The 24,971-nt window shown below is 70.0% G+C and carries 27 protein-coding genes; 11 read left to right on the forward strand and 16 right to left on the reverse strand.

Going from position 1 to position 24,971, the window contains the following annotated elements:
* Positions 1-74: 74 nt before the first annotated feature.
* On the reverse strand, positions 75-1,397 hold the full coding sequence (locus FSY98_RS14120; protein ID WP_144877275.1) for a bifunctional o-acetylhomoserine/o-acetylserine sulfhydrylase: 1,323 nt from the start codon (positions 1,395-1,397) through the stop codon (positions 75-77).
* Between the two features lie 148 nt (positions 1,398-1,545).
* Between FSY98_RS14120 and FSY98_RS14125 the strand changes: the two genes are divergently transcribed.
* Genes FSY98_RS14125 through FSY98_RS14135 form a run of 3 tightly spaced genes read left to right on the forward strand, consistent with a single transcriptional unit; the run spans position 1,546 to position 3,663 of the window.
* The gene (locus FSY98_RS14125) at positions 1,546-2,334 is read left to right on the forward strand and encodes an SDR family oxidoreductase (protein WP_144877276.1); all 789 of its coding nucleotides are present in this window, start codon (positions 1,546-1,548) and stop codon (positions 2,332-2,334) included.
* Positions 2,331-3,041, forward strand: a complete 711-nt coding sequence (locus tag FSY98_RS14130; RefSeq protein WP_144877277.1) for a uracil-DNA glycosylase — start codon at positions 2,331-2,333, stop codon at positions 3,039-3,041. The genes FSY98_RS14125 and FSY98_RS14130 overlap by 4 nt, the downstream gene beginning before the upstream one ends.
* 4 nt (positions 3,042-3,045) lie before the next feature.
* Positions 3,046-3,663 carry a GNAT family N-acetyltransferase gene (locus tag FSY98_RS14135; RefSeq protein ID WP_144877278.1) on the forward strand — a complete coding sequence of 206 codons (618 nt, stop codon included), beginning with the start codon at positions 3,046-3,048 and terminating at the stop codon, positions 3,661-3,663.
* A 22-nt stretch (positions 3,664-3,685) separates the two neighbouring features.
* Here the strand turns inward: FSY98_RS14135 and FSY98_RS14140 are convergent, their stop codons facing one another.
* The 6 genes from FSY98_RS14140 to FSY98_RS14165 form a co-directional block, all read right to left on the reverse strand.
* Positions 3,686-4,480 carry an ABC transporter ATP-binding protein gene (locus FSY98_RS14140; protein ID WP_144877279.1) on the reverse strand — a complete coding sequence of 265 codons (795 nt, stop codon included), beginning with the start codon at positions 4,478-4,480 and terminating at the stop codon, positions 3,686-3,688.
* Positions 4,477-5,268 carry an ABC transporter ATP-binding protein gene (locus tag FSY98_RS14145; RefSeq protein ID WP_144877280.1) on the reverse strand — a complete coding sequence of 264 codons (792 nt, stop codon included), beginning with the start codon at positions 5,266-5,268 and terminating at the stop codon, positions 4,477-4,479. The genes FSY98_RS14140 and FSY98_RS14145 overlap by 4 nt, the downstream gene beginning before the upstream one ends.
* A complete protein-coding gene (locus FSY98_RS14150; RefSeq protein WP_144877281.1) occupies positions 5,265-6,131 on the reverse strand; it encodes an ABC transporter permease in 867 nt (288 codons plus the stop codon). The genes FSY98_RS14145 and FSY98_RS14150 overlap by 4 nt, the downstream gene beginning before the upstream one ends.
* Positions 6,131-7,078: an ABC transporter permease gene (locus tag FSY98_RS14155; RefSeq protein WP_144877282.1), complete on the reverse strand. Its 948-nt coding sequence runs from the start codon at positions 7,076-7,078 to the stop codon at positions 6,131-6,133. Before FSY98_RS14155 ends, FSY98_RS14150 begins: the two co-directional genes overlap by 1 nt.
* 16 nt (positions 7,079-7,094) lie before the next feature.
* Entirely contained in the window at positions 7,095-8,615 is a 1,521-nt protein-coding gene (locus FSY98_RS14160; protein WP_144877283.1) for an ABC transporter substrate-binding protein, read from the reverse strand.
* A 95-nt stretch (positions 8,616-8,710) separates the two neighbouring features.
* Positions 8,711-9,676, reverse strand: coding sequence for an alpha/beta fold hydrolase (locus FSY98_RS14165; protein WP_144877284.1), 966 nt, complete (start codon positions 9,674-9,676; stop codon positions 8,711-8,713).
* Positions 9,677-9,806: 130 nt separating this feature from the next.
* Here FSY98_RS14165 and FSY98_RS14170 point away from each other — a divergent pair, with 130 nt between their 5' ends.
* From FSY98_RS14170 to FSY98_RS14180, 3 genes are read left to right on the forward strand one after another with little or no spacing between them, the layout of a single operon-like run.
* Entirely contained in the window at positions 9,807-10,283 is a 477-nt protein-coding gene (locus tag FSY98_RS14170) for a carboxymuconolactone decarboxylase family protein (protein WP_144877285.1), read from the forward strand.
* Positions 10,280-11,002: a tyrosine-protein phosphatase gene (locus tag FSY98_RS14175; protein WP_144877286.1), complete on the forward strand. Its 723-nt coding sequence runs from the start codon at positions 10,280-10,282 to the stop codon at positions 11,000-11,002. The genes FSY98_RS14170 and FSY98_RS14175 overlap by 4 nt, the downstream gene beginning before the upstream one ends.
* 33 nt (positions 11,003-11,035) lie before the next feature.
* Entirely contained in the window at positions 11,036-11,506 is a 471-nt protein-coding gene (locus tag FSY98_RS14180; protein ID WP_144877287.1) for an SIP domain-containing protein, read from the forward strand.
* A 118-nt stretch (positions 11,507-11,624) separates the two neighbouring features.
* Here FSY98_RS14180 and FSY98_RS14185 read toward each other — a convergent pair whose 3' ends face one another.
* From FSY98_RS14185 to FSY98_RS14200, 4 genes are all read right to left on the reverse strand, one after another.
* On the reverse strand, positions 11,625-12,062 hold the full coding sequence (locus FSY98_RS14185; protein ID WP_144877288.1) for a Fe-S oxidoreductase: 438 nt from the start codon (positions 12,060-12,062) through the stop codon (positions 11,625-11,627).
* Positions 12,059-12,862 (reverse strand): arginase family protein, encoded by an 804-nt coding sequence (locus FSY98_RS14190; RefSeq protein WP_144877289.1) that lies wholly within the window; start codon positions 12,860-12,862, stop codon positions 12,059-12,061. Before FSY98_RS14190 ends, FSY98_RS14185 begins: the two co-directional genes overlap by 4 nt.
* Before the next feature lie 63 nt (positions 12,863-12,925).
* Positions 12,926-13,672 (reverse strand): PspA/IM30 family protein, encoded by a 747-nt coding sequence (locus FSY98_RS14195; RefSeq protein ID WP_144877290.1) that lies wholly within the window; start codon positions 13,670-13,672, stop codon positions 12,926-12,928.
* Positions 13,673-13,727: 55 nt separating this feature from the next.
* The gene (locus FSY98_RS14200; protein WP_144877291.1) at positions 13,728-15,758 is read right to left on the reverse strand and encodes a TPM domain-containing protein; all 2,031 of its coding nucleotides are present in this window, start codon (positions 15,756-15,758) and stop codon (positions 13,728-13,730) included.
* Positions 15,759-15,880: 122 nt separating this feature from the next.
* Here FSY98_RS14200 and FSY98_RS14205 point away from each other — a divergent pair, with 122 nt between their 5' ends.
* From FSY98_RS14205 to FSY98_RS14225, 5 genes are all read left to right on the forward strand, one after another.
* Entirely contained in the window at positions 15,881-16,720 is an 840-nt protein-coding gene (locus FSY98_RS14205; protein ID WP_144877292.1) for a DUF3097 domain-containing protein, read from the forward strand.
* 41 nt (positions 16,721-16,761) lie between these two features.
* Complete coding sequence (trmB, locus tag FSY98_RS14210) at positions 16,762-17,490, forward strand: tRNA (guanosine(46)-N7)-methyltransferase TrmB (RefSeq protein WP_144877293.1); 729 nt, start codon at positions 16,762-16,764, stop codon at positions 17,488-17,490.
* Positions 17,487-18,380 (forward strand): CPBP family intramembrane glutamic endopeptidase, encoded by an 894-nt coding sequence (locus FSY98_RS14215; RefSeq protein WP_144877294.1) that lies wholly within the window; start codon positions 17,487-17,489, stop codon positions 18,378-18,380. Before trmB ends, FSY98_RS14215 begins: the two co-directional genes overlap by 4 nt.
* A 27-nt stretch (positions 18,381-18,407) precedes the next feature.
* Complete coding sequence (locus FSY98_RS14220) at positions 18,408-18,800, forward strand: DUF1304 domain-containing protein (RefSeq protein WP_144877295.1); 393 nt, start codon at positions 18,408-18,410, stop codon at positions 18,798-18,800.
* A gap of 64 nt (positions 18,801-18,864) precedes the next feature.
* Positions 18,865-19,941: a DNA polymerase IV gene (locus FSY98_RS14225; protein ID WP_186307697.1), complete on the forward strand. Its 1,077-nt coding sequence runs from the start codon at positions 18,865-18,867 to the stop codon at positions 19,939-19,941.
* Between the two features lie 37 nt (positions 19,942-19,978).
* Here FSY98_RS14225 and FSY98_RS14230 read toward each other — a convergent pair whose 3' ends face one another.
* The 5 genes from FSY98_RS14230 to FSY98_RS14250 all read right to left on the reverse strand — a co-directional run bounded on the left by FSY98_RS14230 (position 19,979) and on the right by FSY98_RS14250 (position 24,918).
* On the reverse strand, positions 19,979-20,956 hold the full coding sequence (locus tag FSY98_RS14230; protein WP_144877296.1) for a zinc-binding dehydrogenase: 978 nt from the start codon (positions 20,954-20,956) through the stop codon (positions 19,979-19,981).
* Between the two features lie 45 nt (positions 20,957-21,001).
* Positions 21,002-21,424: an organic hydroperoxide resistance protein gene (locus FSY98_RS14235; RefSeq protein ID WP_144877297.1), complete on the reverse strand. Its 423-nt coding sequence runs from the start codon at positions 21,422-21,424 to the stop codon at positions 21,002-21,004.
* 59 nt (positions 21,425-21,483) lie between these two features.
* A complete protein-coding gene (locus FSY98_RS14240; RefSeq protein ID WP_186307698.1) occupies positions 21,484-21,942 on the reverse strand; it encodes a MarR family winged helix-turn-helix transcriptional regulator in 459 nt (152 codons plus the stop codon).
* Between the two features lie 73 nt (positions 21,943-22,015).
* Positions 22,016-23,416, reverse strand: a complete 1,401-nt coding sequence (locus FSY98_RS14245; RefSeq protein WP_144877298.1) for a threonine/serine exporter ThrE family protein — start codon at positions 23,414-23,416, stop codon at positions 22,016-22,018.
* Between the two features lie 56 nt (positions 23,417-23,472).
* Positions 23,473-24,918, reverse strand: a complete 1,446-nt coding sequence (locus FSY98_RS14250; protein WP_144877299.1) for a glucose-6-phosphate dehydrogenase — start codon at positions 24,916-24,918, stop codon at positions 23,473-23,475.
* Positions 24,919-24,971: the final 53 nt, after the last annotated feature.

Raw genomic sequence — 24,971 nt, forward strand, 5'->3', positions numbered from 1 at the left:
CGAGGAGCCTGGGCGCACGCCGAACGCAGAAGTGCCCCGGGAGAGGCCCGGGGCACTTCTGCGAGGAGGGCGGGTCAGGCGCGCGCCGCCTCCGACACGCGGCGGGCCGCAGCCAATGCCTCGTCGAGGTCGGCCTTGAGGTCGTCGATGTTCTCGATGCCGACCGAGAGGCGGACGAGACCGGGTGTGACGCCGGCGGTGAGCTGCTGCTCGGGCGTCAGCTGGGCGTGCGTGGTGGACGCGGGGTGGATGACCAGCGAGCGCACGTCGCCGATGTTGGCGAGGTGGCTGAACAGCGACAGGCTGTTGACGAACTCACGACCCGCCTCCACGCCGCCCTTGAGCTCGAACGACAGCACGGCGCCGACGCCCTTCGGCGCGTAGGTGTTCGCCGCGGCGTACCAGGGCGACGAGGGCAGGCCCGAGTAGTTGACACTCGCGACGTCGTCGCGGCGGTCGAGCCACTCGGCGATCTCCTGCGCGTTCTGCACGTGACGCTCGATGCGCAGCGACAGGGTCTCGATGCCCTGGATGAGGTTCCAGGCGCTCTGCGGAGCGATCGACGAGCCGAGGTCGCGCAGCAGCTGTACCCGGGCCTTGATGATGTAGGCCAGCGGGTCGCCGACGGCAGTGGTGTAGCTCGCACCGTGGTACGACGGGTCCGGCTCGGTGAGGCCGGGGAACTTCTCGACGTTCTTCGACCACTCGAAGGTGCCGCCGTCGATGATGACGCCGCCGATGGTGGTGCCGTGTCCGCCGAGGAACTTCGTGACGGAATGCACGACGATGTCGGCACCGTGCTCGAAGGGACGGATGAGGTACGGGGTCGCGATCGTGTTGTCGACGATGAGCGGGACGCCCGCTTCGTGCGCTGCGTCCGCCACGGTGCGGATGTCGAGGATGTTGATCTGCGGGTTGCCGATCGTCTCGGCGAAGAACAGCTTCGTGTTCGGACGGACCGCACGACGCCACTCCTCGGGGTCGTCCTGGTTCTCGACGAACGTGACCTCGATGCCGAGCTTCGCCAGCGTGTACTTGAAGAGGTTGTACGTGCCACCGTAGATCGAGCTCGACGAGACGATGTGATCGCCGGCCTGGGCGATGTTCAGCACGGCGAACGTGGACGCCGCCTGGCCGCTGGAGAGGACGAGGGCGCCGGTGCCCCCCTCGAGCGCCGCGAGGCGCTGCTCCAGGACATCCTGCGTCGGGTTCTGGATGCGCGTGTAGATGTTGCCGAACTCGGCGAGGGCGAAGAGGTTCGCCGCGTGGTCCGCGCTGTCGAACACGTACGACGTGGTCTGGTAGATCGGCGTCGCGCGGGCCTTGGTCACCGGGTCGGGCGCGGCGCCGGCGTGGATCTGCTTGGTCTCGAAACGCCAGGTCTCGGGTGCGGACATGTGTTCCCCCTGGAACGGTCGGAAGGTCGATGCGGCTGATGCCTTGCAGCGACAGTACGGAACATCGTTGCGTGTCAACAACGACCGGGAAATGTGACGTAACAGTGTGCGCCCGCGTTTTCTCGCGGAACATCGTACGGTGGAAGGCATGGCGAACAGGCGTGCAGTCGTGACAGGAGCGAGCTCGGGTATCGGGGAGGCCACGGTGCGCGCGTTGCGCGGCCGGGGGTGGGACGTCGTCGGCGTCGCCCGCCGACAGGAGCGTCTCGCGACGCTCGTCGCCGAGACGGGCGCATCGGCCATCGCCTGCGACCTGACGGACGCGGATGCCGTCGCCGCCCTCGTCGCGGAGCTCGACGCCACCGGCCCGGTGCACGCGCTGGTGCAGGTCGCCGGCGGCGCGCGCGGGACCGACCGCGTCGAGGACGGATCGATCGCCGACTGGCAGTGGATGTTCGACGCGAACGTGCTGTCGAGCCAGCGTCTGGTGGCCGGCCTCCTGCCCCTGCTGCGGCGTGCGGCTGCCGCCGATGGTCACGCCGACACCCTCTTCGTGACCTCCACCGCGGCGCAGGTCGCGTATCCGGGCGGTGCCGGCTACAACGCTGCGAAGGCCGCCGAGTCGATGCTGGTGCACGCGCTGCGGCTCGAGCTCAACGGCGAGCCCATCCGCGTGTCCGAGGTCGCCCCGGGGCTCGTGCACACCGAGGAGTTCACGCTCAACCGCCTCGGCGGCGACAAGGCGGCGGCTGAGGCCGTGTACTCCGGCGTCGAACAGCCCCTGCTCGCCGAGGACGTCGCCGATGTGATCGCCTATGCGCTCGACGCCCCCGGCCACGTGAACCTCGACCTCGTCACGATGCGTCCGGTCGCCCAGTCGGCGAACCACCTGCTGGCGCGCGGGCCGCTCCGCGTGCGCATGGTCGACGAGCGATGACGGCGCGGACCCTCTCGGAACTCGCGGCCGACGGGGCCATCGATCAGGGGTGGGCCGACGCCCTCGCACCCGAACAGGACACGATCACGGCGTTGGGGCAGCGGCTGCGCTCCGAGCAGGCAGAGGGGCGCGGATACCTGCCGGCCGGTTCCGATGTGCTCAGGGCGTTCCAGCGTCCGCTCGCCGAGGTGAAGGTGCTGATCACGGGGCAGGATCCGTACCCGACGCCCGGGCATCCGATCGGCCTGTCGTTCGCGGTGGACGGTGACGTGCGACCGCTCCCGCGCAGCCTCGGCAACATCTACAAGGAGCGCGAGAGCGATCTCGGCATCCCTCCGGCGCCGCACGGCGACCTCACCGCCTGGAGCGATCAGGGAGTGCTGCTGCTGAACAGGGTGCTCACGGTCCGCCCCGGCGAGGCCGCCTCGCATCGCGGCTGGGGCTGGGAGAAGGTCACCGAGCTCGCGATCCGTGCGCTCGTCGCGCGCGACCAGCCGCTCGTGGCGATCCTCTGGGGGAGGGATGCCGCGAATCTGCAGCCGCTCCTCGGCGACACCCCGGTCATCGCGTCCGCGCATCCCTCGCCGCTGTCGGCCAGTCGAGGCTTCTTCGGGTCGCGACCGTTCTCGCGCGCGAACGCCCTGCTCGACGGGCTCGGCGCAGACCCCGTCGACTGGCGTGTCGAGGGGGAGCCGCCCCTACACTGATCGCATGCAGTTCGAGCCAGGGGACCGTCGCCGCGTCCTGCCGCGCCATCTGCGCCCGGCCCAGGTCCCGGACGTGTTCTCGTACACGATCCGTCCCGCCCGGGTCGCCGACCTCGGGCATGTGCGCGAGATCTACAACCACTTCGTGAGCAACTCGGTCGTCACGCTCGACGAGCGCCGCAGCAGCATCCCCTACTGGCGGGACAAGTTCGCGTTCCTCACCAAGCTCGGGCTTCCCTTCCTCGTCGCCGTGTCGCCGTCCGGCGTCGTCCTGGGGTATGCCCTCGCGCAGCCGTGGGCGGGGAAGAACGCCTACCGCTACACGATCGAGGACTCGATCTACCTCGGCCCCGGCGCCGGCGGCAAGGGGCTGGGGAAGGCGCTGCTGCAGGCGCTCATCGACGCCTGCGAGCAGCTGGGGATCCGCGAGATGGTCGCGGTGATCAGTGACAGCAAGGCGGAGGCGTCGATCAGGCTCCATGAGCGCCTCGGCTTCGTGGAAGCGGGCCGGATGGGCCGCGTCGGTCACAAATTCGGCCGTGAGCTCGGCACGGTGTACATGCGCCGGGCGCTGACCCCGGCCAGACGTCGCCGACTCTTCGGGCGTTCGTCCGTCCGCTGACGCGCGCGCAGAGTCGACGGGCTCAGTCCTCGGGATGCGGAAGGACGGGGATCGCCGCCAGCAGAGCGCGCGTGTAGTCCTCGGTCGGGTGCAGCAGCACGTCGGCGGTCGTGCCCCGTTCGACGACGTGCCCGTCCTTCATGACGACGACGGTGTCGCAGAGGTTCTGCACCACCCCGATGTCGTGCGAGACGAGCAGCAGGGTGAGATCGGCGGTGCGCCGCAGCTCGATCAGGAGCTCGAGGATCTGTGCGCGCACGGTGACGTCGAGCGCCGACAGCGGTTCGTCGCCGACGAGGATGCGCGGCCGGTGCACGATGGCGCGGGCGAGCGCGATGCGCTGACGCTGCCCGCCGGAGAACTCGTGCGGGTAGCGGTCGGCCATCTCCGGCTCCAGACCCACCTGGCCGAGCACTTCACGGACGCGATCCGCATGGTCGCCCTCGATGCCCAGCGCCCAGAGCGGCTCGCGGATGATCTGCCCGGCGGTCATCCGCGGATCCAACGAGGCGTAGGGGTCCTGGAACACGAGGCCGGTCTGCCGGCGCAGCCAGTGCAGCGAACGAGCGGATGCAGTCGCGTCGACCCGGCGCCCCCCGACCTCGACGGTGCCGGCGGTCGGTCGGTCGAGACCGAGCAGCAGTCGCACGAGCGTCGACTTGCCTGAGCCGGATTCACCGATGATTCCGACAGACGACCCCTCGGCGACATCGAGGTCAGTGGGGGCGAGCGCAGTCTGGCGACGAGTGCGCTCGAACGGCGAGCGCTTCGGCACCACGAACTCGCGGCTCAGGCCGCGGGCCTCGATCAGACTCATGCCGTGCCTCCGTCCGGACGCCACAGGGTCGCCGTCGCATCGCGAAGCAGCCCCTGCGTCACGGGGGACACCGGGTCGCCGAGCAGCTGAGCGACCGGCGCCTGTTCGACGACCCGGCCGTGCTCCAGCACGACGCCGTGCGTCGCCACCTGGGCGAGTACGGCGAGGTCGTGGGTGATGAACACGAGCGACATGCCCTGGTCGGCGACGAGCGACAGCAGGAGCGACAGGATCTCGGCCTGGATGGTGACGTCGAGCGCGGTCGTCGGCTCGTCGGCGATGAGCAGGCGCGGCCGGCAGGCGAGCGCCATGGCGATGGCCACGCGTTGCCGCTGCCCGCCTGAGAGCTGGTGCGGGTAGCGATCGACGATCGACGCCGGGTCGGGCAGCCGCACTCGCGCTGCCTCCTCGACCGCCCGCTCCCGCGCCTCGCGTCGACCGATGCTCTCGTGGATGCGGATCGACTCGGCGATCTGCCTGCCGACGGTGCGGATCGGATTCAAGGCGGTGCGGGGCTCCTGGAACACGATGCCGATCTCGTCGCCGCGCAGTCGCGCGAGCGTGCGATCCGGCATCCCGATCAGCTCGGTACCGTTCCACCGGATGCTGCCGCTCGCCGTCGCGCCCTCGGGGAGCAGCCCGAGGATCGCCAGGGCCGTGAGGGACTTGCCCGATCCGGACTCGCCGATCAGGCCGACGCGCGCGCCGTCCGGCACCGCGAACGACACGCCGTCGACCACGCGGCGCCCATCGATCTCGACGACGAGATCGACGACTTCGAGGCTCACGCGACCACCGCCGGAGTGTGCGTCTCTGCGGCGCGATGCCGCAGCGTCGGATCGGTGGCCTCGCGCAGACCGTCGCCGAGCAGGTTCAGCGCGAGCACCGTGACCGTGATCGCGAGACCCGGCCAGATCACCGACAGCGGGTGCACGCCGATGTAGCGCTGCAGATCGGAGAGCAGCAGACCCCAGCTGGGCTCGACGACCGAGGCCCCGAAGCCCAGATACGACAGGCCTGCTTCGGCCAGCACGGCGACGGCCATGGACCACGACAGCTGCACGATGAAGACCGGGGCGACGTTCGGCAGCAGGTGACGGGCCAGACTCTGACCTGCGGTGAGGCCGGAGGCCCGCGCGGCGAGGATGAAGTCGCTCTGCTGCACACGGCGCAGCTCGGGCCGCGTGACGCGGGCGATGTTGACGCCGAAGCCGATGCCCACCGACCAGATGACGACCCACAGCGAACCGCCCCACACCGAGGAGATCATCATGGCGATGAGCAGCACGGGGAACGCGATCAGGATGTCGATGAGCACGGCGACCGTCTCCCGCAGCCAGCGCGCCGTGAGCGCGCCGAGCGCCGCGAGCGCGATGCCGACGACGGTCGCGACGAGCCCGGCGCCGATGCTGACGAAGACCGTCGTACGGGCGCCCGCCATGAGGAGGCTCAGGATGTCGCGACCGGTGTCGTCCGTGCCGAGCAGGTGCGGCCAGCTCGGCGTCGCCCAGCGCGACCGCAGGTCGGAGTCCTGGGGGTCGAAGGGCGTCCAGAACAGCGAGACGAGGGCGGTGACGCCGACGACCGCGATGACGATGACGCCGAAGCGACCCGTTCCGCTGCGCCAGAGCCTGCCGAACCAGTCGGACATCAGGCCTCCCTCTGTCGCGGATCGATCGCCCGGTGGACGAGATCGACCACGAAGCCGACGACCAGCACGAAGCCGGTGAGCACGAGCAGCTCGCTCTGCACCTTGATGAGGTCGCGCGTGCCGACGTCCGTCACCAGCATCCGGCCGATCCCCGGCAGCGTGAAGAGCTGCTCGATGACGACCGAGCCCACGATGATCCCGGCCACCTGCAGACCGAGCACCGTCACGATCGACAGCCCCACGGCCGGGATGCCGTGCGAGATGAGCGCCCGGGTGCGGGTGAGGCCCTTCGCCGCGGCCGTCCGCACGAAGTCCTGTCCGGCCGCCTGCAGCGTGGCGCTGCGGACGAACCTCATGAGCATGGCCCCCTCGACGATGCCGATCGTGAGCGCAGGCAGCAGCAGCGACTCGACGGCCCTGCCGGGGGTGCTCCACCCGGTGCGGGGGAAGCCCTGCGGCGGCAGCCATCCGAGCCACACCGAGAAGACGACGATGAGCATCATGCCGGCCCAGACGACCGGGACGGCGGCGAGGGCCTGGGCGCCCACGCTCAGGGCGGCCCCGGAGCGACGACCGCGCTGCAGGGCGGCGAGGATGCCGAAGGGGACGGCGATCAGGACCGCGATGAGCAGCGACATGATGCCGAGCGGGACCGTCACCTGCGCCTTCTGCGCGAGCTCCTCGCCGACCGAAGCGCCGGAGAGCAGGGAGGTCCCGAGGTCACCGCGGAAGATGCCGCCGATCCAGTCCGCATACTGCGCCGGGAGGGGGCGGTTGAGCCCCAGCGACTCACGCAGCGCTTCGACCTCGGTGGGCGATGCCTGGGTGCCGGCGATCAGCTGAGCCACGTCGCCCGGGAAGACGCGGAGAGTCAGGAAGATGATCACGCTCGACACGAGGAGCCCTGCGATGAGCAGGGCTCCTCGGACGAGCGTGTAGCGGATCACGGAATGCGGGCCGTGATCACTTCTCGGCGGCGACGGTCACGCCGGCGAGGTTGATGCGCGAGTTGATCGAGTCCTGCGGGAAGCCGCTCACGAGCGGGCTCACCGCGGTGATGGTCGCGCCGTTGTAGAGCCAGTCGGCCGCGTGGTCCTCCGACACGATGCGGGCCGCCTGGGCCAGCAGCTTCGCCGACTCGTCGGGGTCGACCTCGGCCAGGGCCTTCGTGTACAGATCCTGCACCTCGGCGTTGTCGTAGCCGAAGTAGTAGTCCGGATTCGCGAAGTTGCCGAAGTCGCGCGGCTCGACGTGCAGCACGAAGCTGAGGTCGTAGTCGTGGTTCGTGTACACGTCCTCCAGCCAGGTCGGGAACTCGACGGAGTCGACCTTGAGGGTCACGCCGATCTTCTGGAAGTCGGACACGAGCACCTTCGGCACCGTCGTGCCGTAGAAGCTCGGGATCGTCAGTGTGAGCTCGAGGTCCTCCTGACCTGCCTCCGCCAGGAGTTCCTTCGCCTTCTCGGGATCGTAGGAGACCACGTCGGACAGGTCTTCGTAGCCCGGGTCGAGCTCGGGGATCGGACCGTACAGGGTGGAGCCCGCGCCGACCGCCTCGACGAGACCCTCGTGGTCGATCGCCAGCCGGAGCGCCTCGCGTACGCGGACGTCGTCGAGGGGAGCCTTGGCGTTGTTGAACGCGAGTGTCGCCTTGTCGGTGGTGCGGCCCGTGGTCAGGGTGAAGTCGCCGGAGTCCTCGAGCTGCGGGGCGAGGTTCGGATCGACGGCGGTGAGCACCTGGACACCGCCGTCGAGGGCGGTGTTCACGCCGGCGGTGAAGTCCGGGATGTACTGGAACTCGACCTCGGCCACGCCGGCCGGCTCGCCCCAGTACGCGTCGTTGCGCGCGAAGGTGATCGCACTGCCCTTGTTCCAGCGTGAGAGCGTGAACGGGCCGGTGCCGTTCTCCGCGTTCTTCAGGTCCGTGGTGTCGCCGGTCTGGAACACGAGACCGGCGGGGCCGGTGAGGGAGAACAGGAAGTTCTGGTCGGGGGCGGTGAGCACGATCTGCACCGTGGTCGGGTCGGGTGCGGAGACGGACGCCACCGAGGCGAACTCCGCGTTGCCCTGCAGCGTCGTGTCGGTGCGCACGGCCTCGTAGGAGGAGACGACGTCGGCCGAGGTGAGCGCCGTGCCGCTGTGGAACGTGATGCCCTCGTTCAGCGTGAAGGTGTAGGTCAGGCCGTCTTCGGACACCTCGTAGTCGGAGGCGAGTCGAGGCACGATCTCGTTCGCCTCGTCGCGGCTCACCAGGCCCTCGTAGATGTTGTCGATGAGGATCTGCTCGATCGCCGCGCCGCTGGTGCGGCGGATGTCGAGGTTGGTCGGTTCGAGGACGAGACCGACCTGCAGCGTGGCGTCGGGATCGGGGTCGCCGACCGGCGTCGTGCTCTCGGGTGCTGCGGTGCCGGTGCAGGCGCTCAGGATGACGGCGCTCGCCGCGATCGCGGAGATCAGCGCGAGTCGCCTGGTACGTCGGAACATGGGTGGGATTCCTCTCGGTGCGGCAGTTGCTGTGTGCCGATGGATCGAGCCTAGGGACGAGGCGGAGGGGTCGGGGTCGGATCGGGAACGGAACGTCACAATTCGACGGGGAGGCGGTCGGCGACCAGGGCCGCCAGTTCACGCGGCGCCGTCTCCTGGACGTTGTGCGTGGCGTCCACCGCGGTCACGGTGGCGCGGGGGAGGCGGCGGCCGAAGTCCTCCGCATCGGCGGCTGTCACGAAGCCGCGTTCCGCCCTCACTAGAGTCACGGGCGCGGCGGTGCGCGCGAGGTCGTCCCATCCCGCGGCGCTGAGGAGAGACGGCGCCTCAGCCTGACCGGGGTCGTGGGCGGCGAGTGCCTGCGCGGCGAGGTGCGCGAAGTGGTGCTTCCACTCGACGCGGCCGTCTGATCGGACGCGGGTATTGAGGAACACTCCGCGCTCTGTGTCGGGGCGCGTGCCGCCGAAGCCGAACGCGATGGCCCGGTCGACGAGCTCGTCTCGAGTCGCGAAGTCGGTGGGGCCCGCGTAGAACTCGCGCAGGGCCGCAGGGCCGGCCGAGGTGTCGATGCCGGGGGTGATGTCGACGATGACGAGTGCGGCGACCAGGTCGGGGCGCGCGGCGGCGAGAGCCGCTCCGGTGAGGCCGCCGAGGGATTGTCCGACCACCAGCTGCGGACGGTCGGCCCACGCGTCGAGTGCGCTCGCGACGTCGACCGCGAGGGTGCGGGGCGTGTAGTCGAGGTCGTCGCGCCAGGCGGAGTCGCCGTGGCCGGCGAGGTCGACCACGAGGGCGGGCCGACCCAGGGCGAGCACCGTGGTGTCCCAGGTGTGGGCGTTGAGACCGGCGCCGTGCAGGAAGGTGACACGAGGCGGCTCGCTGCCATAGCGGAGTGCGCTGACCTGCCGGCCGTCGGAGAGCGGCAGGACGAGCCTGTCGACAGAGGGGACGGGGACGCCCAGAGCATCGGCCTGCGCGGTGAGATAGCTGAACTCGCTGATGTCGGTCGCCACATGATCATTCTGCTGCGTGCGGAGGGCGTCGTGGAAATGCGGGAGCATATCGCGAAGAGATAATGCATAGTCATTGGGCTTAATGCGAATCAGTACGCCCTTGTGTTGGTCATTCTGTGTTGGTCGGGCTGGCGTGATACCCAAGTGACTCCCCGTCTCCGCGGAATATCATGGAGGCATGACCGAGACGCGGGTGCACCTCTCCAAGACCGAGCCGACGGCGTACCAGGCTCTCGATGCCTTCTCGAAGACCGTCGGGCAGATCTGCGCAGCGAACGGCATCGACGATCGTCTCAAGGAGATCGTCATGATCCACTCGTCGCAGCTCAACGGATGCGCCTACTGCACACGCGTGCACGTCGACCGCGCCACCGCAGCGGGCATCGACGCCGACACCATGACGCAGATCGCGACCTGGCGCGAGAGCGACGTCTTCACCGAACGCGAGCGGGCGGCACTGGAGCTGGCCGAGGCGTTCACCTTCATCTCCGAGGACGGGATCTCCGACGACGTCTACGACCGCGTCGGAACCATCTTCACCGAGAAGGAGTATGCGGCGCTCAGCTGGGCGTGCATCTCGATCAATGCCTTCAACCGCGTCGTGATCGCGGGGCGCTACCCGGTGCCGCCGCGAGCGCCGCAGGCGCAGGCATGACGATCCTCGACATCGACGGCGTCACCAACGTCCGTGATGTCGGCGGGATCCCGGCCGAGGGCGGTCGCATCCGCTCCGGCATCCTGTTGCGTTCCGGCCAGCTCTCGGGGGCGACGACGTCGGGAGCCGACGCCCTGCGACACCGGGTCAGGCGCATCGTCGACCTTCGAGACGGCGAGGAGGTCGCCGCGGAGCCCAGCGGGATCGAGGGGCCGGAGACGACGCATCTCCCTCTGTTCCTCGGCTCGGTGCGGTCGTTCTTCGAGAGCGACACGAGTCTCGACGATCTCTACCTGCACCTGTTGGAGGAGAGCGGCGATCGTCTGGTCGCGGCCATCCGCGTCGTCGCCGACGGCGAGCCGACTCTCGTGCACTGCACGGTGGGGAAGGACCGCACGGGGGTCACGGTCGCCCTCGCGCTCTCTGCGGTGGGTGCCGACCGCAACGCGGTGATCGACGACTACGCACTGACCGAATCCCAGTTGCCCGCCGAGCGTTCCCGGCGCATCGCGGCCTACCTGCGCAGTCAGCATCCGGAGGCCGTGCACGCGGTGGCGCTCGCGACGCAGTCACCCGCCGAGGTCATGCGCACGCTCCTGGGAGTGGTCGACGAGCGGTGGGGTTCGGCAGCCGGCTATCTGCGGGCGAACGGGATGACGGATGCCGAGCTCGCTGCCCTCCGCGAGACACTCGTCGAATCGGCGGGCGAAGAAGGTTAGGCAACCCTTCACCTGGTGTACGATCGAAGCATCATGAGTGCTTCCCTCGACACCCGCAGCACGCGCGCCGAACGCCGCGCCGCTCGCCGTCGTGCGCACCACCTCGTGACGGCCGACGAGAACTCTCTCGCCGAACTCCAGGCCTTCCTGGCGACTCTGCCGCTGTGCGCCTCCGGCCGCATCTTCGTCGAGGTCGCGCAGGCGTCGGACATCGGGCTGATCGATGCTCCCGCACGGATGACCGTCACCTGGCTCGCTCGCGACCGGCGCTCCGGCGCTCCCGGCACTGGTCGCTCCTGCGCGCCCGGCCAGGCACTCACGCGCGCGACCTGCGCCTGGGCCGACGAGATGCTCTGCAACGACGAGGACGAGACGCACATCACACTCCTCGGCGGCTACCTGGGAACCGCGGATATCGTCGAGCACCTGACAGGCACGCTCGACGTCGATGCGCATCGCATCCACGCTCCCGAGCGCTTCGGTCTGCTGCCCTCCGACCGCTGAACTCGGTCGGCCGACCTCGATCGGCTGACCTCCAACCGCTGACCTCGGTCGGCTGCCCTGCGACTGCTGACCCGGTATCGCCGGCCGGAGCCGTGATGATGGACGCGCGGTGCGACTGTCAGCGTGTGCGTCGCACGTAGTTGCCGTCTTCCAGACCGGCCTCGATCTCGAAGCGGTTGCGCAGCGGATCGCGCCCCGCGAACAGATACAGCACCGGCATGAGGAATCCGTAGCGGAGCCACTGCGCCTTGTGCACGGCTTCGTGCCGCAGCATCGCTTCGCTCGGCTGTGCATCGCCGGTGAGGAAGCAGCCGCCCACGCACACGCCGCCGCGAGCGAACGTCCATCGCGGCATTCCGCGGAACACCCAGAGGCCCGCACGACGTTCGACCGGCCCGGTGCTCCACAGCGATCCCCACACCCAGCCCACGGCGGTGCCCCACCAGTAGCCCACGCGGCTGATCGGAGACCGCATCAGGAAGGAGGGGATGCGACGGTCGAGCCGGCGACCGCGCTCGAGGGTCCGCTCGGCTGCCGGCCGCCAGTCGACGGTCATGCGACCGCTCCGACGAGTCGCAGCAGGGCGCCGAGGTCGTCGACGGCGTCGCCGGGGGAGCGCGGTGCGAAACCCGCGATGGTGGCGCCCGCCAGCGGAACGCGCGCGCGCAACGCACGGATCGCCGCACTGAGCGTGGCGGGCGCGACGCCGAACGGAGCCGCGTCCGAGACGCCGGACATGTCGGAGGGGTCGAGGACGTCGACGTCGATATGAACCCAGACCCGGCTCGCTCCGGTCGCGGACACGGCGTCCGCGAGTGCATCGACCTGAGTGAGATCGTCGACGGAGAGACGGCGCAGTCCGTCGAGGACGGACACCTCCTCGTCGTCGAGGCTGCGCATCCCGACGGCGACGACGCGGTCGCGAGCGACGCCGGGTGCGAGAGCGAGCTGCGGTTCCCCTTCGCCGAGGACGGCGCGCAGCGCCATACCCGAGAATGCCCCTGACGGCGAGGTGTCGGGGGAGTGGAGGTCGGCGTGAGCGTCGCACCAGACGATCGCGAGGTCGTCGGTGCCGCCGGGGAGCGCGTCGAGGGCGGCCACCGTGACGCTGCAGTCGCCGCCGATCACGATCGTGTCGGCGGTCATGCTCTCGGCGACGAGCTCACGGGTGCGGCGCAGTGCGCTCAGACGGCGCACCCCTGTGCCGAGGGACTCGCCTGCCTCGACGGGGACGTCGAGCACGGTCGTGGCCGCACGGGGAAGATCGCCGGCGATCGCTGAGGCGCCGTCGACGAGCAGCATCGCGCGAGCGGCGGGCGACCCCTGCCACTGCGGCACGACGAGGAAACGCACCATGATTCTCTCCCGGGGAAGTGCGGATGCCCCGGACGCGGTCGTCCGGGGCATCCGCGGGGTGTGTCAGGAGCCTTCGATGGCCTGGCGCGAGGCGGTGGAGCCGCCGGCCTTCAGCTCGGCGAGGCGGGCTTCCACCTCGGTGAGCTCTCCGAGGTCTTCGAGGCTCTCGAACTGGGCGTCGAGGCTCGAGGCGGCGAGCTCGGCCTTACCCTGGGCGAGTGCCTCCTGTCGGCGCACCTTGTCTTCGAAACGGCCCAGTTCGCTGGTCGGGTCGAGGACGTTGATCGACGACACGGCGTCCTGCACCTTGGTCTGCGCCTCGGCCACCTTGGCGCGGGCCATGAGCTCGCTGCGCTTGTTCTTCAGCTCGACGAGCTTGTCCTTCATGCCGTTCAGGCCGGACTTGAGCTTGTCGACGATCTCGGTCTGCGACGCGATCTGCGGCTCGGCTCCGGTGGCCTCCCGCTCGGCACTGATCTGACGCTGCAGTGCGATCTTCGCCAGGCTGTCGAACTTGTCGGCATCCGCGGCGTTGCCGCTCGTCCGCATCTCGTCGGCCTTGCGGCTGGCGGCGAGAGCCTTGTTGCCCCACTCCGTGGCGGCCTGCACGTCTTCCTCGTGGTCGCGCTCGAGGAGCCGCAGGTTGCCGATGGTCTCGGCGATGGCCGACTCAGCGTCCGCGATGCTGTTGGTGTAGTCGCGGACGAGCTGGTCGATCATCTTCTGCGGGTCCTCGGCGGAGTCGAGGAGCGAGTTGATGTTCGCGCGGACGAGGGTCGAGATACGTCCGAAGATGGACTGCTTGGTCATGCGTGTTCCTTTCAGAGGGTCGTCGTCGAAGTATGGGTGTCGTGGTGTGTGCGGTTCAGAAGCGTCGACCTCCCGAGCGGCCGCTGCGGCCACTGGATCGACCTCCGCCCCCGAAGCCCGAGCTGCGGAATCCTCCGCTGCCGCTCGAGCGCCAGCTGCTGCGACGGGAAGAGCCGCCGCCTCCGCCGCCGGAGAGAAGGCCCCCGATGATGCCGCCGAGGATGTCCCCGCCCAGTCCGGAGCCACCGCCCCCGCCGAAGACTCCGCCGCCACCCCAGCCGTCGTTCTCATAGCGCGAGGGGTTCATGGCGGCGACGTCGGCCTGGGCCGATGCTGTGGCCTGGCGCGCGAGATCGAGAGCGCGGCCCGCCTCGGTGAGCGCGGCGTCGGGATCCGACGAGCGGAGGTTCAGGGCCTGGGTGAGCGTGGACTCGGCCTGCGAGAGCCTGGTGCGCGCCGTCGACCCGACAGTGCCACGGCGGGTCTCGATGTACTCCCGCGCCGCGCGGATCTCGGCATCGGCCTGCGCCAGGGTCTGCTCCATCATCTGCTGCACGCGGCGCGCGCGCTCCACGGCCTGCGTTCCCTGGGCGATCGCTGCGTCGATCTGCGCGTTGGCGGCGGTGAGCGCTTCGAGCGTCCGCTGCGGGTTCCGGGCGGTGCCGGAGCTGCTCGCCTGCGCCTGCTGCAGCTGCTGGGCGGTGGCGGCCGCGACTCCGGCGAGCGTACCGCCGGAGTCCGGCAGCTGCTGCGCTGCGGCGATGTCGCTCTGCAGTTCGGCCATGAGCGTCTGGGCCTGGGATTCGATGCGGCCGAGGTCGGCTCCGAGGGCCGAGATCGCCTGGATCAACTGCGTCGCCTGGGCGACCGACTGCTCAGCGGTGCGGATCGCGAACGCCGCTTCTCCGGTGCGGCCTTCGGCGATCGCCTGTGCGGCGGCGGCGATCGACCGGTCGGCGAGTGCCGCGCGCTCAGCCGCCTGGGCGGGGTTGTCGGTCACCGTGCTGAGGGCCTGCTGATCGTAGGTCGCGGCGAGGCCCGCAAGTGCGGCTCCAGCGCCCGCCAGCACCGAGGCGAGCGAAGCCCGCTCGCCTCGTACGCGATCGAGCTCCCGCGGAGCGTTCTGCTCCAGTTCGCGCAGTGCGTCGAAGGCCTCGGTGTTGTCTTCCAGCACGTCGTCGATCTCGTCGCAGAGCTGGATGATGCGGATGTGCCAGGCGCGACGGTCGTGGATCGTGTCCTCGATCTCGTCGTCGAGCTTCTGCTTGAGGTCGAACGCCTCCGACATCTTGGCCTTCGCCGTCTCGACGGCTCCGCTGAATTCGGCCGTCGCCGCCTCACCGAACTGGGCCACGGCGAAGCCGAGCTCCTCGCGACTGGAGGTGATCGCGTCGTCGGCCTGCACGAGCGCCGCGCCGGCCTGCGTCTGCACCTGCTCGTCGGTGAGAGTCGAGAACGGGTCGTTCGGATCAGGCTTCTCGGGCATCGCCCCTCTGGCGCGGATCGCTGCGTTGCGACGCGAGCGACGGACGAGCGCGATAACGAGCCAGACGAGAAGCGCCAGGACGACGATGCCGACGACGATGAGCGTCGCTCGCAGTGCCCCTGCGCCGCCGTCGCCCTGGATCTCGTCGGCGGCGGTGATGATGGCGCCGCTCCAGTCGTTGTCTCGGAGCTGCGGCTGGATCTTGGCCTCGATGTCGTCGAGGCGTGCGTCGCTGAGGGATCCGCCGTCCGCGGGCTGGGAGATGTAGTACGAGCGCCCCTCCACGGCGATGGCCAGGAGGTACTGCTCGGTGCCGATGTTGTTCGCGTCGGCGACGGCATCCGCCCATTCCGCGCTGTCTTCCGGTGACGTGAACTCATCGACGAAGACGACGAACAGCTCGACCGGCGAATTCTGCTCGAGTTCGACCAGTCTGTCCTCGACCTGCTGCTTCCGACTCGAATCGAGGACGCCGGCGACGTCGGTCACGTATCCGGCGTCGAGCCGCACGGGATCCGTGGCGAAGGCCACCGGTGCGCTCAGGACGACGAGCGCCGAGGTCAGAGCGGCGGCAGCCAGCGCGAGAAACCGTTTCTTCATCGTGTTCCCTCCGACTGGCAGCCGAGCCCCATGGCACGAGTCTATGCACTGAGTCCGACACGCGACAGCATCCGACGGCGGATGAGCGTTCGCCCTCAGCGGAGACACATACGCTGGAGGGCATGGACGACAGGTACGGATCCGACGTGCTCGCGGCGGGGTGGCGAGACCGGGGCAAGAAGCCCGTTCCCGACGTCGCTGCGGAGATCGACCTCGTGGTCGAGGTCGCGTCCGACGGCTTCTGCGGTGCCGTGACGCGCGTGCAGGGCGGGAACGTCGAGCTCGAGGACCGGGTGGGGCGCAAGCGACTCTTCCCGCTCGGCGGCGGCTTCCTCATCGACGGCGGGGCGGTGCGGCTGACCCCGCCGGCGGCGACGCAGCAGAGCGCGAAGCGCACGGCATCCGGATCCTTCGCGGTCGCCGACCAGCGGGCGCGGATCGCGCTCCCCAGCCGCATCCTCGTCGAGGGGCGTCATGACGCGGAGCTCGTCGAGAAGGTGTGGGGCGCCGACCTCCGGGTCGAGGGCGTCGTGGTCGAGTATCTGCAGGGGGTCGACCTGCTCGACGAGCTGCTCGCCGAGGAGCCGCCGAGCGCCGACCGGCGGTACGGCGTGCTCGTCGACCATCTCGTGCGCGGATCCAAGGAGTCGCGGATCGCGGATGCCGTCGCCCGCGGCCCGCACGGACGGCACGTGAAGATCGTCGGGCACCCGTTCGTGGACGTCTGGCAGTGCGTGACACCGCGTGCCCTGGGGATCAGAGCGTGGCCGGAGATCCCCCGGGGGATCGACTGGAAGACCGGGATCTGCCGCGCCTTCGGCTGGCCGCACGAGACGCAGGCCGACACGGCGCGGGCATGGCAGCACATACTGTCGAAGGTGCACTCGTATCGCGATCTCGAACCGGCGCTCCTCGGCCGCGTCGAGGAGCTCATCGACTTCGTGACCGCTCCGGCATCCTGACGCGCGTCGGCGGGGTCCGGGCCGCCGACTACCCTGGACTCATGCCCGAACCCCGCACCTTCCGTGATGAACCGGTGTCTTTCGTACGCCGAAGCGGACGGATGTCCGACGCGCAGGAGCGCGCCTTCGAGGAGCTCGGTCCGCACTACCTGCTCGACGTCCCGCGCGACGTCGCATGGACCTCGGTGCACCCGGAGGCGCGCCTCGACCCGACGGTCGAGTACGGGCGCGAGGCCGACCTGTACGTCGAGATCGGCTCCGGACAAGGCCACGCGATCGTCGCTGCCGCCGCCTCGCGCCCTGACGACGACTTCCTCGCGGTCGAGGTGTTCCGCGCAGGACTCGCTCGCACCATGCTCGACGCCGACCGTGAGGGCGCCAGGAACCTGCGAGTCGTCGAGGCCAACGCGCCCGAGGTGCTCGCGTCGTACCTGCCCGAGGGGGCCGCCGCCGAGGTGTGGGTGTTCTTCTCGGACCCGTGGCACAAGAAGAAGCACACCAAGCGCCGCCTGATCCGACCGGGCTTCGGCGCCACGGCCGCGCGGGCCCTCCGCGACGGAGGTCTGCTGCGGCTCGCGACCGACTGGGAGGACTACGCGCTGCAGATGCGCGAGGTCCTCGACGCCGAGCCCGACTTCGAGCGCGCATTCGAGGGGGAGTGGGCGGAGCGCTTCGACGGCCGCGCCATGACCGCCTTCGAGCGCAAGGGCATCGCGAAGGGCCGAGACATCCGCGACCTCGCCTATCGTCGCAAGCCCCGCGGCGCGTGACCACGGTGAGGAGCGAGGCGACCGTGTGGCCGGGCATCGCACCCGCGGTGCTCGTCTGCCTCGCAGCTCCGGCCTTCTTCGTGCTCGAGACGCCGTGGCTCGGATGGCTGCTCCTCGCCCTCGGCATCCTCTCCGCGTGGCTCCTGGAGCGCAGACGCCCCGGAGCAGCCGACCAGGTCGTCAGCGCGGGGTCGCGGCGCGACACCGCGCGCGTCGTCGGGGTCAGCCGTGAGCCGTCGCTCACCCGCGACCTCTCGCTCATCGCGCTCGGGATGCTGATCGTCAGCGTCATCCCGCTCGCCGCCGAACTCGACAACCTCGCGATGCTGCGCTTCACGCTCGCTCTGGGCGGCGCGGTGGCGGTGCCCTATCTCGTGTCGCGCTTCGTGTTCCGCGATCGCGCGATCAGCTTCCCGTGGCGTTCGGGCAGACGCTGGGGCCGACTGCAGTGGGGCTGGCTCGTGGCGGTGCTCGTGCTCGGCTGGCTGATCCTGCCGTTCTACTTCATCACGAGCGGCGTCTACCAGAACTGGCCCGTCGTCGACACTCCCGACCTCATCGCCCGGCTGTTCGTCGGGGTCGGCGCGGTCGGCATCTGGGACGAGCTGTTCTTCATCTGCACGGTCTTCGCGCTGCTGCGCCGGCACTTCCCCGATGCGCTCGCGAACGTCCTGCAGATGATCGTGTTCGTGTCGTTCCTGTGGGAGCTCGGCTACCGTGCCTGGGGTCCCGTGCTCACGATCCCGTTCGCGCTGCTGCAGGGGTTCATCTTCCTGCGTACGCACTCGCTCGCCTATGTGGTCACGGTGCACCTGCTGTTCGACGCGGTCGTCTTCGGCGTCCTCGTGCACGCGCACAACCCCGGTCTGCTGCCGATCTTCCTCGTCTAGCACGAGCCCGCTCGGTACGATCGAGTCATGCTCATCGTCGGTCTCGTCCTGGCAGCCGCTGCCGCCGCCTTCCACGTCTTCATCTTCGCGCTCGAGTCGCTGAAGTGGACGGAGCCCGAGACCCGCAAGATCTTCGGCGTGCCGAGCGAGGCGGACGCGGTCACCATGAAGGCGCTGGCCTTCAACCAGGGGTTCTACAACCTCTTCCTCGCCCTGATGACGCTGCTCGGCATCGGACTCGTGATCGTGGGTGCGCCGACCGTGGGCCTCACCCTCGTGTTCGCGGGCACCGGGATGATGGTCGCCGCCGCGCTGGTGCTCGTGCTGTCGGATCGCAGCAAGGCGCGTGCCGCGGCCATGCAGGGGACGCTCCCGCTGCTCGCGGTGCTCGCGACGGCCATCGCCGTCGCGATCGGCTGACACCCGGGGCGCGGATCCCCGCAAGGGGGATGACATCGCGGCAGCCCACCGCCACACTCGTTCCATGGCCGACTGGGTGCTGCACGTGGACATGGACCAGTTCATCGCCGCCGTCGAGGTGCTGCGGCGTCCCGAACTCGCGGGTGTCCCTGTGATCGTGGGCGGGCGCGGCGACCCGACCGAGAGGGCCGTGGTGTCGACCGCGTCGTACGAGGCCAGGGCATTCGGCATCGGGTCGGGGATGCCATTGAAGATCGCTGCGCGCAAGGCGCCGGAAGACGCCGTCTTCCTGCCCGTCGACCATGAGGCCTACGAATCGGCCTCGACGCAGGTGATGGAGACGCTGCGCGCGCTCCCCGGCGTCGTTCTCGAGGTCATCGAATGGGACGAGTGCTTCCTCGGCGTCTCGACGGACGACCCCGATCTGGTCGCACGCGCCGCGCAGACGGCAGTGCTCGAGGCCACGGAGTTGCACTGCTCGGTCGGGATCGGCGACAACAAGGTGCGGGCCAAGATCGCCACCGAGTTCGGCAAGCCACGCGGTGTCTTCCGCCTGACCGAGGCGAACTGGTTCGAGGTGATGGGGGAGCGCTCGACGCGCGAGCTCTGGGGCGTCGGGCCCAAGGTGCAGAAGAGGCTGGCCGCGCACGGCATCGACACGGTCCGAGACCTGGCCGACGCGGACGAGTCCGAGCTGATCGCGGAATTCGGGCCGCGGATGGGCGTCTGGTACCACGGGCTCGGAGCGGGGATCGGACCGGCCGTGGTCGACGACACGCCGTGGGTGGCGCGCAGCCACAGCCGGGAGAGCACCTTCCAGCAGAACCTCACGACGCCGGCGGAGGTCGAGGCTGCACTCATCGAACTCGCGACGCAGGCGTTCGACGACTGCGCTGCAGAGGGACGCCCGGTGATCCGCGTTCACCTCAAGGTCCGCTACGCCCCGTTCGAGACCAAGACCTTCGGCCGCAAACTTGCGGCTCCGACGGTGCGACGTGAGGACGTCGTCGATGCCGCCCGCGTGCTGGGTGCCACGCTCGACGCCGGCCGGGAGGTGCGTCTGCTCGGAGTGCGCGCGGAGATGGCGATGCCCGAGCGAGGTGACGCAGTGGAGCGGACGCCCGTGCGCGGTCGGATCTGAGTCGGGGGTCCCTGGCCGGCGGGACCCCCGATTCAGGTCAGAAGCGCAGGAGCACCTTGCCCACGCGTCCGGCGGAGGTGCTCGCACGCACCGCGTCGGCGATGTCGGCGGCGTCGAAGACGTCGGCGACGGGGAGGGTCAGGGTGCCGTCGGTGACGCGCTGGATGAGCTCGCCGAACAGTGCACCACGGGTCTCGGCGGCCATCGTCTGGATGACCTTGCTGCCCCAGAAGCCCTTGACGGTCGCCTGCTTGAAGATGACGTCGGAGGAGGCGATCTCCATCACCGGTGACTGCATCGCGCCGAACGCGACGAGCGTTCCGCCCTCGCCCACGAGCGAGAGCACGTCTCCGGCAGCCGAGCCGCCGACGGAGTCGACGCCGAATGCGATGTGAGCGCCGCCCGTGATCCGCTCCACCTGGTCGCGCCAGTCGTCGGCGTCGGTGGCCACGACCCGGTCGATGCCCTGCGCGCGCAGCTCGTCGACTCCTGCCGCGCGACGGACGAGCCCGATCACATTCACGCCCCGCGCGGCGCCCAACTGTGCCAGCATGCGGCCGACCGCGCCGTTGGCGGCGTTCTGCACGATCCAGTCGCCCTCCTCGGCGCCCAGGAACTGCAGCAGGCTGATCGTGCTGAACGGCATCGACACCAGCTGCGACGCGCTCTCGTCGCTCAGTGCTTCCGGCACGGGGATGAGGCCGGCGGCGTTCGCCACCACGTACTCCGCCCAGGCCCCGAACGTGCCGCCGGTCGCGACGCGCTGTCCGACCGAGAGGTGCTCGACGCCTTCGCCCAGGGCTTCCACGACTCCGAGCGCCTCGGTACCGGAGGCCGCGGGGAGCTCGGGCACGAACCCGTAGGTGCCGCGGACGGTCCACAGGTCGTGGTTGTGGATCGGCGAGAGCACGATGCGCAGCCGCACCTGCCCCGGCCCGGGGTCGGGGGTCGGTCGCTCCTCGACGGAGAGGACGTCTTCTGGTTCGCCGAAGGCGTGGTGGATGAGGGCGCGCATGGGTTTCTCCTTGTGGGATGTGTGGGTGGGAGCCGGGTGACGGGGTCAGTCGTCCGACACGGTGATCGCGACGTCGATGTTGCCGCGCGTCGCGTTCGAGTAGGGGCAGACCTGGTGGGCGGCGTCGGCGAGGGCCTGCGCCTCGTCGTGGGGGAGGCCGGGGATGACGACCTCGAGCTCGACGGCGAGGCCGAAGCCGCCCTGGCCGTTCGACCCGATGTGCACGCGGGCGCCGACCGAGGAGTCGGCGATCGCGACCTTCTGGGTGCGGGCGACGGATTGGAGGGCGGAGTGGAAGCACGCGGCGTAGCCGGCGGCGAACAGCTGTTCGGGGTTGGCCCCGGCGCCGCTGCCTCCCATCGCCTTCGGGATGGCGAGGTCGAGGGCGAGCGCGCCCTCCTGAGTGACGACGCGACCGTCGCGTCCTGCTCCGGTGGCGAGTGCCTCGGCGGTGTAGAGAGCGTCCATCGTGTGGACTCCTTTCCTGTGGTGCGGTCTGCGGGAGGTGTCAGGGGTCGGCCGCGGCGTCAGCGGCGCGGAGCCGCGGCATCCTCGCGGTCGGTCACGCCCTGGAGGAGCGCCGTGAGCTCGCGGAGTTCGGTGATGAGGCGCCGGCGGTGCGCGGGATCGGCCATGCCGGCGAGCTCGGCGACGGTGGCTCGGGCAGGGGCGACCTCGGCGCGCAGCGCTGTCCCTGCGTCGGTGAGGCGCACGAGCACGACGCGCTCGTCATCGACGCCGCGCGCGCGGGTGACGTACCCTGCCTGCTCCAGTCGACGCACCAGTGGCGACAGCGTGCCGGAGTCCAGCTGCATCGCCTCTCCGAGTGCGCCGATGCTCTGTTCGCCCTCGTTCCAGAGGATCGCGAGCACGAGGTACTGCGGATACGTGAGTCCCCAGGGTGCGAGCAGCGAGCGGTACGCCTGCGTGGTCGCGCGGGCGGCGGAGTACAGCGAGAAGCACACCATCTCATCGGTCACGGCCATGGAAGTATCGTACACAACTAAATTGTGCACAATCTATACGCAGGCGCTGATTCCCATCCGATTCAGAGGATGGTCAGCGGCGCAACCGAGCGCGGGTCTTGGTGACGCTGCTCAGCGTCGCGCGCACCGGGGTGCCGAGGTAGAGACCGAGCGAGGCGCCCGAGGCGAGACCGATGCCGATCACGGCGGCATCGATCAGCGAATTGCCCGCCCCCATGACGCCTGAGGCCGTGCCGCCGGCGTGCACCATCTCCAACAGCCCCTGGAACACCGCCACACCAGGCACGAGCGGCACGATCGCGGCCGTCGTCACCGCCACCGACGGCACATGGAGATTGTGGGCGATGAGCACGCCGACGAAGCTCGCCAGCAGAGCCCCCACGGCGCTCGCCGCCGCCGGGTGCACGTTCACCGACGTGGCGAGCGTGTACCCGGCGATCGTGATCGCGCTCAGAAGGGCGCTCACGAGGATGATCCGCAGCCCGGCCCCGTTGAAGACCGCCACGGCCACGGCGATGATGATCGCCCCGGCGAACACCGCGATCAGCGGGCCGAACGGTGCGGGGTCGTCCGGCAGGTCCATGGTGAACCCGAGCAGGCTGCCCAGCTCGAGACCGACGAGGATGCCGATCACCACGCCGAGCGTCTGCATCGTCAGATCGAGGATGCGCCCGCCGGCTGTCAGTGCGAAGCCGTCGATCGCGTCCTGCGCCGCCCCCACCACCGTGAGCCCGGCCAGCATCAGCACGATGCCGGACGCGACGATGATCGAGGGGCGGATGCCGACGAACGGCCCGATGCCCGCCGCGCCCAGGGCCGACACGATCACCGCCACGACGGTGGTGACGAAGCCTCCGGCGATCTGACTGAAGAACAGCGGCACCCGGATGCGGGCGAGCGCCGCCTGGGTGATCGCGGCGCACAGCGCTGCGACGAACGTCAGCCCCACGATGAGCGGGGAGGCGCCGAGAAGGATGCTGACGCCCACCGCGAGCAGAGCGCGCGCGACGATGACGACGGGCTGCTGATAGCGGAACGGCAGCCGTCTGATGGCGCGGAACGTCGACCTGGCCGATTCGAGGTCGAGACCGTCGTCGATGTCGGCGACGAGCGCCTGCACGCGCTGGAGTTTGGAATGGTCGGGTGCGGCCACCCGCACCACGCGCACCAGGGTCTCGGGCCAGACCTCGCCGCTCAGGTGGAACGACACCGTGATCGAGTTGTAGGTCACGTCGACCTGCACCCCGCGCAACCCGTAGGCCTCGCACACGCGGATGATCGCCAGCGTGACCTCGTGCGCCGACGCCCCGACGGCGAACATGGACTCCCCGATCCGGGTCGCGAGGTCGAGGACGCGCGGCACCGTGCGTTCGTCGATCACGGGCAGCGCCTCGGTGTAGGCCACGGCCGACGGATCGGTGTGCAGGATCCGTCGCATCGAGGAGAGCAGCCGTCGGCGCGGGTTCGAGGACATGCTCTCCATTCTCGCCGTTGCCGCCCGAGAGCCCGCGCCGACGCGGGCGCGTCGCATCAGGCGGGCGTGTCGCCGTCGGATGACGTCTCGGTCGCCGCCTCGGCCCCGGCGGCTGCGGTGGTGTCGCGCGGCGCGAACCCCGCGGCACTCGGCCACCCGTCGGGCCCGTCCGTGCCCGCCGCGTACTCCTGCAGAGGCACCGCGCCCGCCGCCCAGGCATCGCGGATCGGCTGCAGGATGCGCCAGCACTCCTCGGCCTCGTCGTCGCGCACCGACAGAGTGACGTCGCCGTCGAGCAGCTCGTCGAGGACCTCCTCGTACGACCGCTGCTGGCCCTGGCCGAGCTCGGCGACGAGATCCTCCTCGCGGAGGTCGAACGGCTCGTCGCCGCTCGTCACGTGCACGCCCAGGGTCATCCGGTCGGGCCCCAGCGCGAAGGTGAGTCGGCCGCCGTCGCGCGGTGCGTTGCGGAGCCCCTCCGGCAGATGCCGCACCGGACGGAAGGTCACCACCACCTCCGAGCGCTTCGCCGGGAGCGCCTTGCCGGAGCGCAGCACGAACGGCACCCCGGCCCAGCGCTCGTTCGCCACCTCGAAGACCACCTCGGCGAGGGTCTCGGTGCCCAGCGACGGGTCGACGCCCTCCTCGTCGGCGTACGAGGGGATGTCGCGGTCGCCCACCCGCCCCGCGGTGTATCGCGCACGGAACGAGGCCTTCTCGGGGTCGTTGCGCCACACGTGCGTCGCACGCAGCGCTGCGGCCTTCGCGTCGCGCAGGTCGCGCTCGCCCAGGGTCGCGGGGGGCTCCATGGCCATGAGTCCGAGCACCTGCAGCAGGTGGCTCTGGATCATGTCGATCATGGCGCCGGCGTGGTCGTAATAGCGTGCGCGGTTCTCGAGCGCGAGGCTCTCGTCGAAGCGGATCAGCACCGAATCGATGTGCTCGGCCGACCACACCGGATCCCACATGCGGTTGGCGAGTCGCAGACCGAGCAGGTTCAGCAGCATCGAGCGCCCGAGGAAGTGGTCGACGCGGAAGATGCGGTTCTCGGGCACCAGCGCCACGAGTGCCTCGTTGAGCGACCTGGCGCTCGCCGCGTCGTCGCCGAAGGGCTTCTCCATCGCCAGCACCACGCCGTCGGGCAGCTTCGCGCCCTGCAGCGCCTCGATGGCCTTGCGCGTCACGGCGGGGGGCAGCGCGAAGTACAGCACGGTGCGGGGTGAGAGGGTCTTCACGAGCGCGCCGATGTCGTGCGGGTCGGTCACGTCCAGCGCGGTGTAGTCGCCGACGGTCACGGTGCCGTCCTCGACCGGCGCGCCGACGGCATCCTGCACCGTCTTCTGCCAGCGCGCGGCGTCCCAGTCCTCGACGCCCGCCCCGCGGACGGTCACGGTGCGACCGGGCTCCCGGGTGAGGAGGGATCCGAGCGAGGGCAGCAGCAGGCGCGAGGTGAGATCACCCGAGGCGCCGAGGATGAGGAGGGTGCATGGCGAACCGGTCATGCCGACGAGAGTATGCATCGGCTGTGTCCCTGCGCCACCCCGTGGCCTCCCGG

Origin of the sequence: Microbacterium sp. 1.5R, assembly GCF_007667425.1 — a bacterium.
Classification (GTDB): Bacteria; Actinomycetota; Actinomycetes; order Actinomycetales; family Microbacteriaceae; genus Microbacterium.

Excerpts from the sequence above, each read along its gene's own strand:
- FSY98_RS14250 (WP_144877299.1), bottom strand. The coding sequence starts at position 24,918 with ATGACCGGTTCGCCATGCACCCTCCTCATCCTCGGCGCCTCGGGTGAT.
- FSY98_RS14220 (WP_144877295.1), top strand. The coding sequence starts at position 18,408 with ATGCTCATCGTCGGTCTCGTCCTGGCAGCCGCTGCCGCCGCCTTCCAC.
- FSY98_RS14195 (WP_144877290.1), bottom strand. The coding sequence starts at position 13,672 with ATGACCAAGCAGTCCATCTTCGGACGTATCTCGACCCTCGTCCGCGCG.
- FSY98_RS14120 (WP_144877275.1), bottom strand. The coding sequence starts at position 1,397 with ATGTCCGCACCCGAGACCTGGCGTTTCGAGACCAAGCAGATCCACGCC.
- FSY98_RS14165 (WP_144877284.1), bottom strand. The coding sequence starts at position 9,676 with ATGCTCCCGCATTTCCACGACGCCCTCCGCACGCAGCAGAATGATCAT.
- FSY98_RS14160 (WP_144877283.1), bottom strand. The coding sequence starts at position 8,615 with ATGTTCCGACGTACCAGGCGACTCGCGCTGATCTCCGCGATCGCGGCG.
- FSY98_RS14200 (WP_144877291.1), bottom strand. The coding sequence starts at position 15,758 with ATGAAGAAACGGTTTCTCGCGCTGGCTGCCGCCGCTCTGACCTCGGCG.
- trmB (WP_144877293.1), top strand. The coding sequence starts at position 16,762 with ATGCCCGAACCCCGCACCTTCCGTGATGAACCGGTGTCTTTCGTACGC.
- FSY98_RS14140 (WP_144877279.1), bottom strand. The coding sequence starts at position 4,480 with ATGAGTCTGATCGAGGCCCGCGGCCTGAGCCGCGAGTTCGTGGTGCCG.
- FSY98_RS14205 (WP_144877292.1), top strand. The coding sequence starts at position 15,881 with ATGGACGACAGGTACGGATCCGACGTGCTCGCGGCGGGGTGGCGAGAC.
- FSY98_RS14245 (WP_144877298.1), bottom strand. The coding sequence starts at position 23,416 with ATGTCCTCGAACCCGCGCCGACGGCTGCTCTCCTCGATGCGACGGATC.
- FSY98_RS14225 (WP_186307697.1), top strand. The coding sequence starts at position 18,865 with ATGGCCGACTGGGTGCTGCACGTGGACATGGACCAGTTCATCGCCGCC.
- FSY98_RS14240 (WP_186307698.1), bottom strand. The coding sequence starts at position 21,942 with ATGGCCGTGACCGATGAGATGGTGTGCTTCTCGCTGTACTCCGCCGCC.
- FSY98_RS14230 (WP_144877296.1), bottom strand. The coding sequence starts at position 20,956 with ATGCGCGCCCTCATCCACCACGCCTTCGGCGAACCAGAAGACGTCCTC.
- FSY98_RS14130 (WP_144877277.1), top strand. The coding sequence starts at position 2,331 with ATGACGGCGCGGACCCTCTCGGAACTCGCGGCCGACGGGGCCATCGAT.
- FSY98_RS14170 (WP_144877285.1), top strand. The coding sequence starts at position 9,807 with ATGACCGAGACGCGGGTGCACCTCTCCAAGACCGAGCCGACGGCGTAC.
- FSY98_RS14180 (WP_144877287.1), top strand. The coding sequence starts at position 11,036 with ATGAGTGCTTCCCTCGACACCCGCAGCACGCGCGCCGAACGCCGCGCC.
- FSY98_RS14125 (WP_144877276.1), top strand. The coding sequence starts at position 1,546 with ATGGCGAACAGGCGTGCAGTCGTGACAGGAGCGAGCTCGGGTATCGGG.
- FSY98_RS14150 (WP_144877281.1), bottom strand. The coding sequence starts at position 6,131 with ATGTCCGACTGGTTCGGCAGGCTCTGGCGCAGCGGAACGGGTCGCTTC.
- FSY98_RS14235 (WP_144877297.1), bottom strand. The coding sequence starts at position 21,424 with ATGGACGCTCTCTACACCGCCGAGGCACTCGCCACCGGAGCAGGACGC.
- FSY98_RS14135 (WP_144877278.1), top strand. The coding sequence starts at position 3,046 with ATGCAGTTCGAGCCAGGGGACCGTCGCCGCGTCCTGCCGCGCCATCTG.
- FSY98_RS14185 (WP_144877288.1), bottom strand. The coding sequence starts at position 12,062 with ATGACCGTCGACTGGCGGCCGGCAGCCGAGCGGACCCTCGAGCGCGGT.
- FSY98_RS14190 (WP_144877289.1), bottom strand. The coding sequence starts at position 12,862 with ATGGTGCGTTTCCTCGTCGTGCCGCAGTGGCAGGGGTCGCCCGCCGCT.
- FSY98_RS14175 (WP_144877286.1), top strand. The coding sequence starts at position 10,280 with ATGACGATCCTCGACATCGACGGCGTCACCAACGTCCGTGATGTCGGC.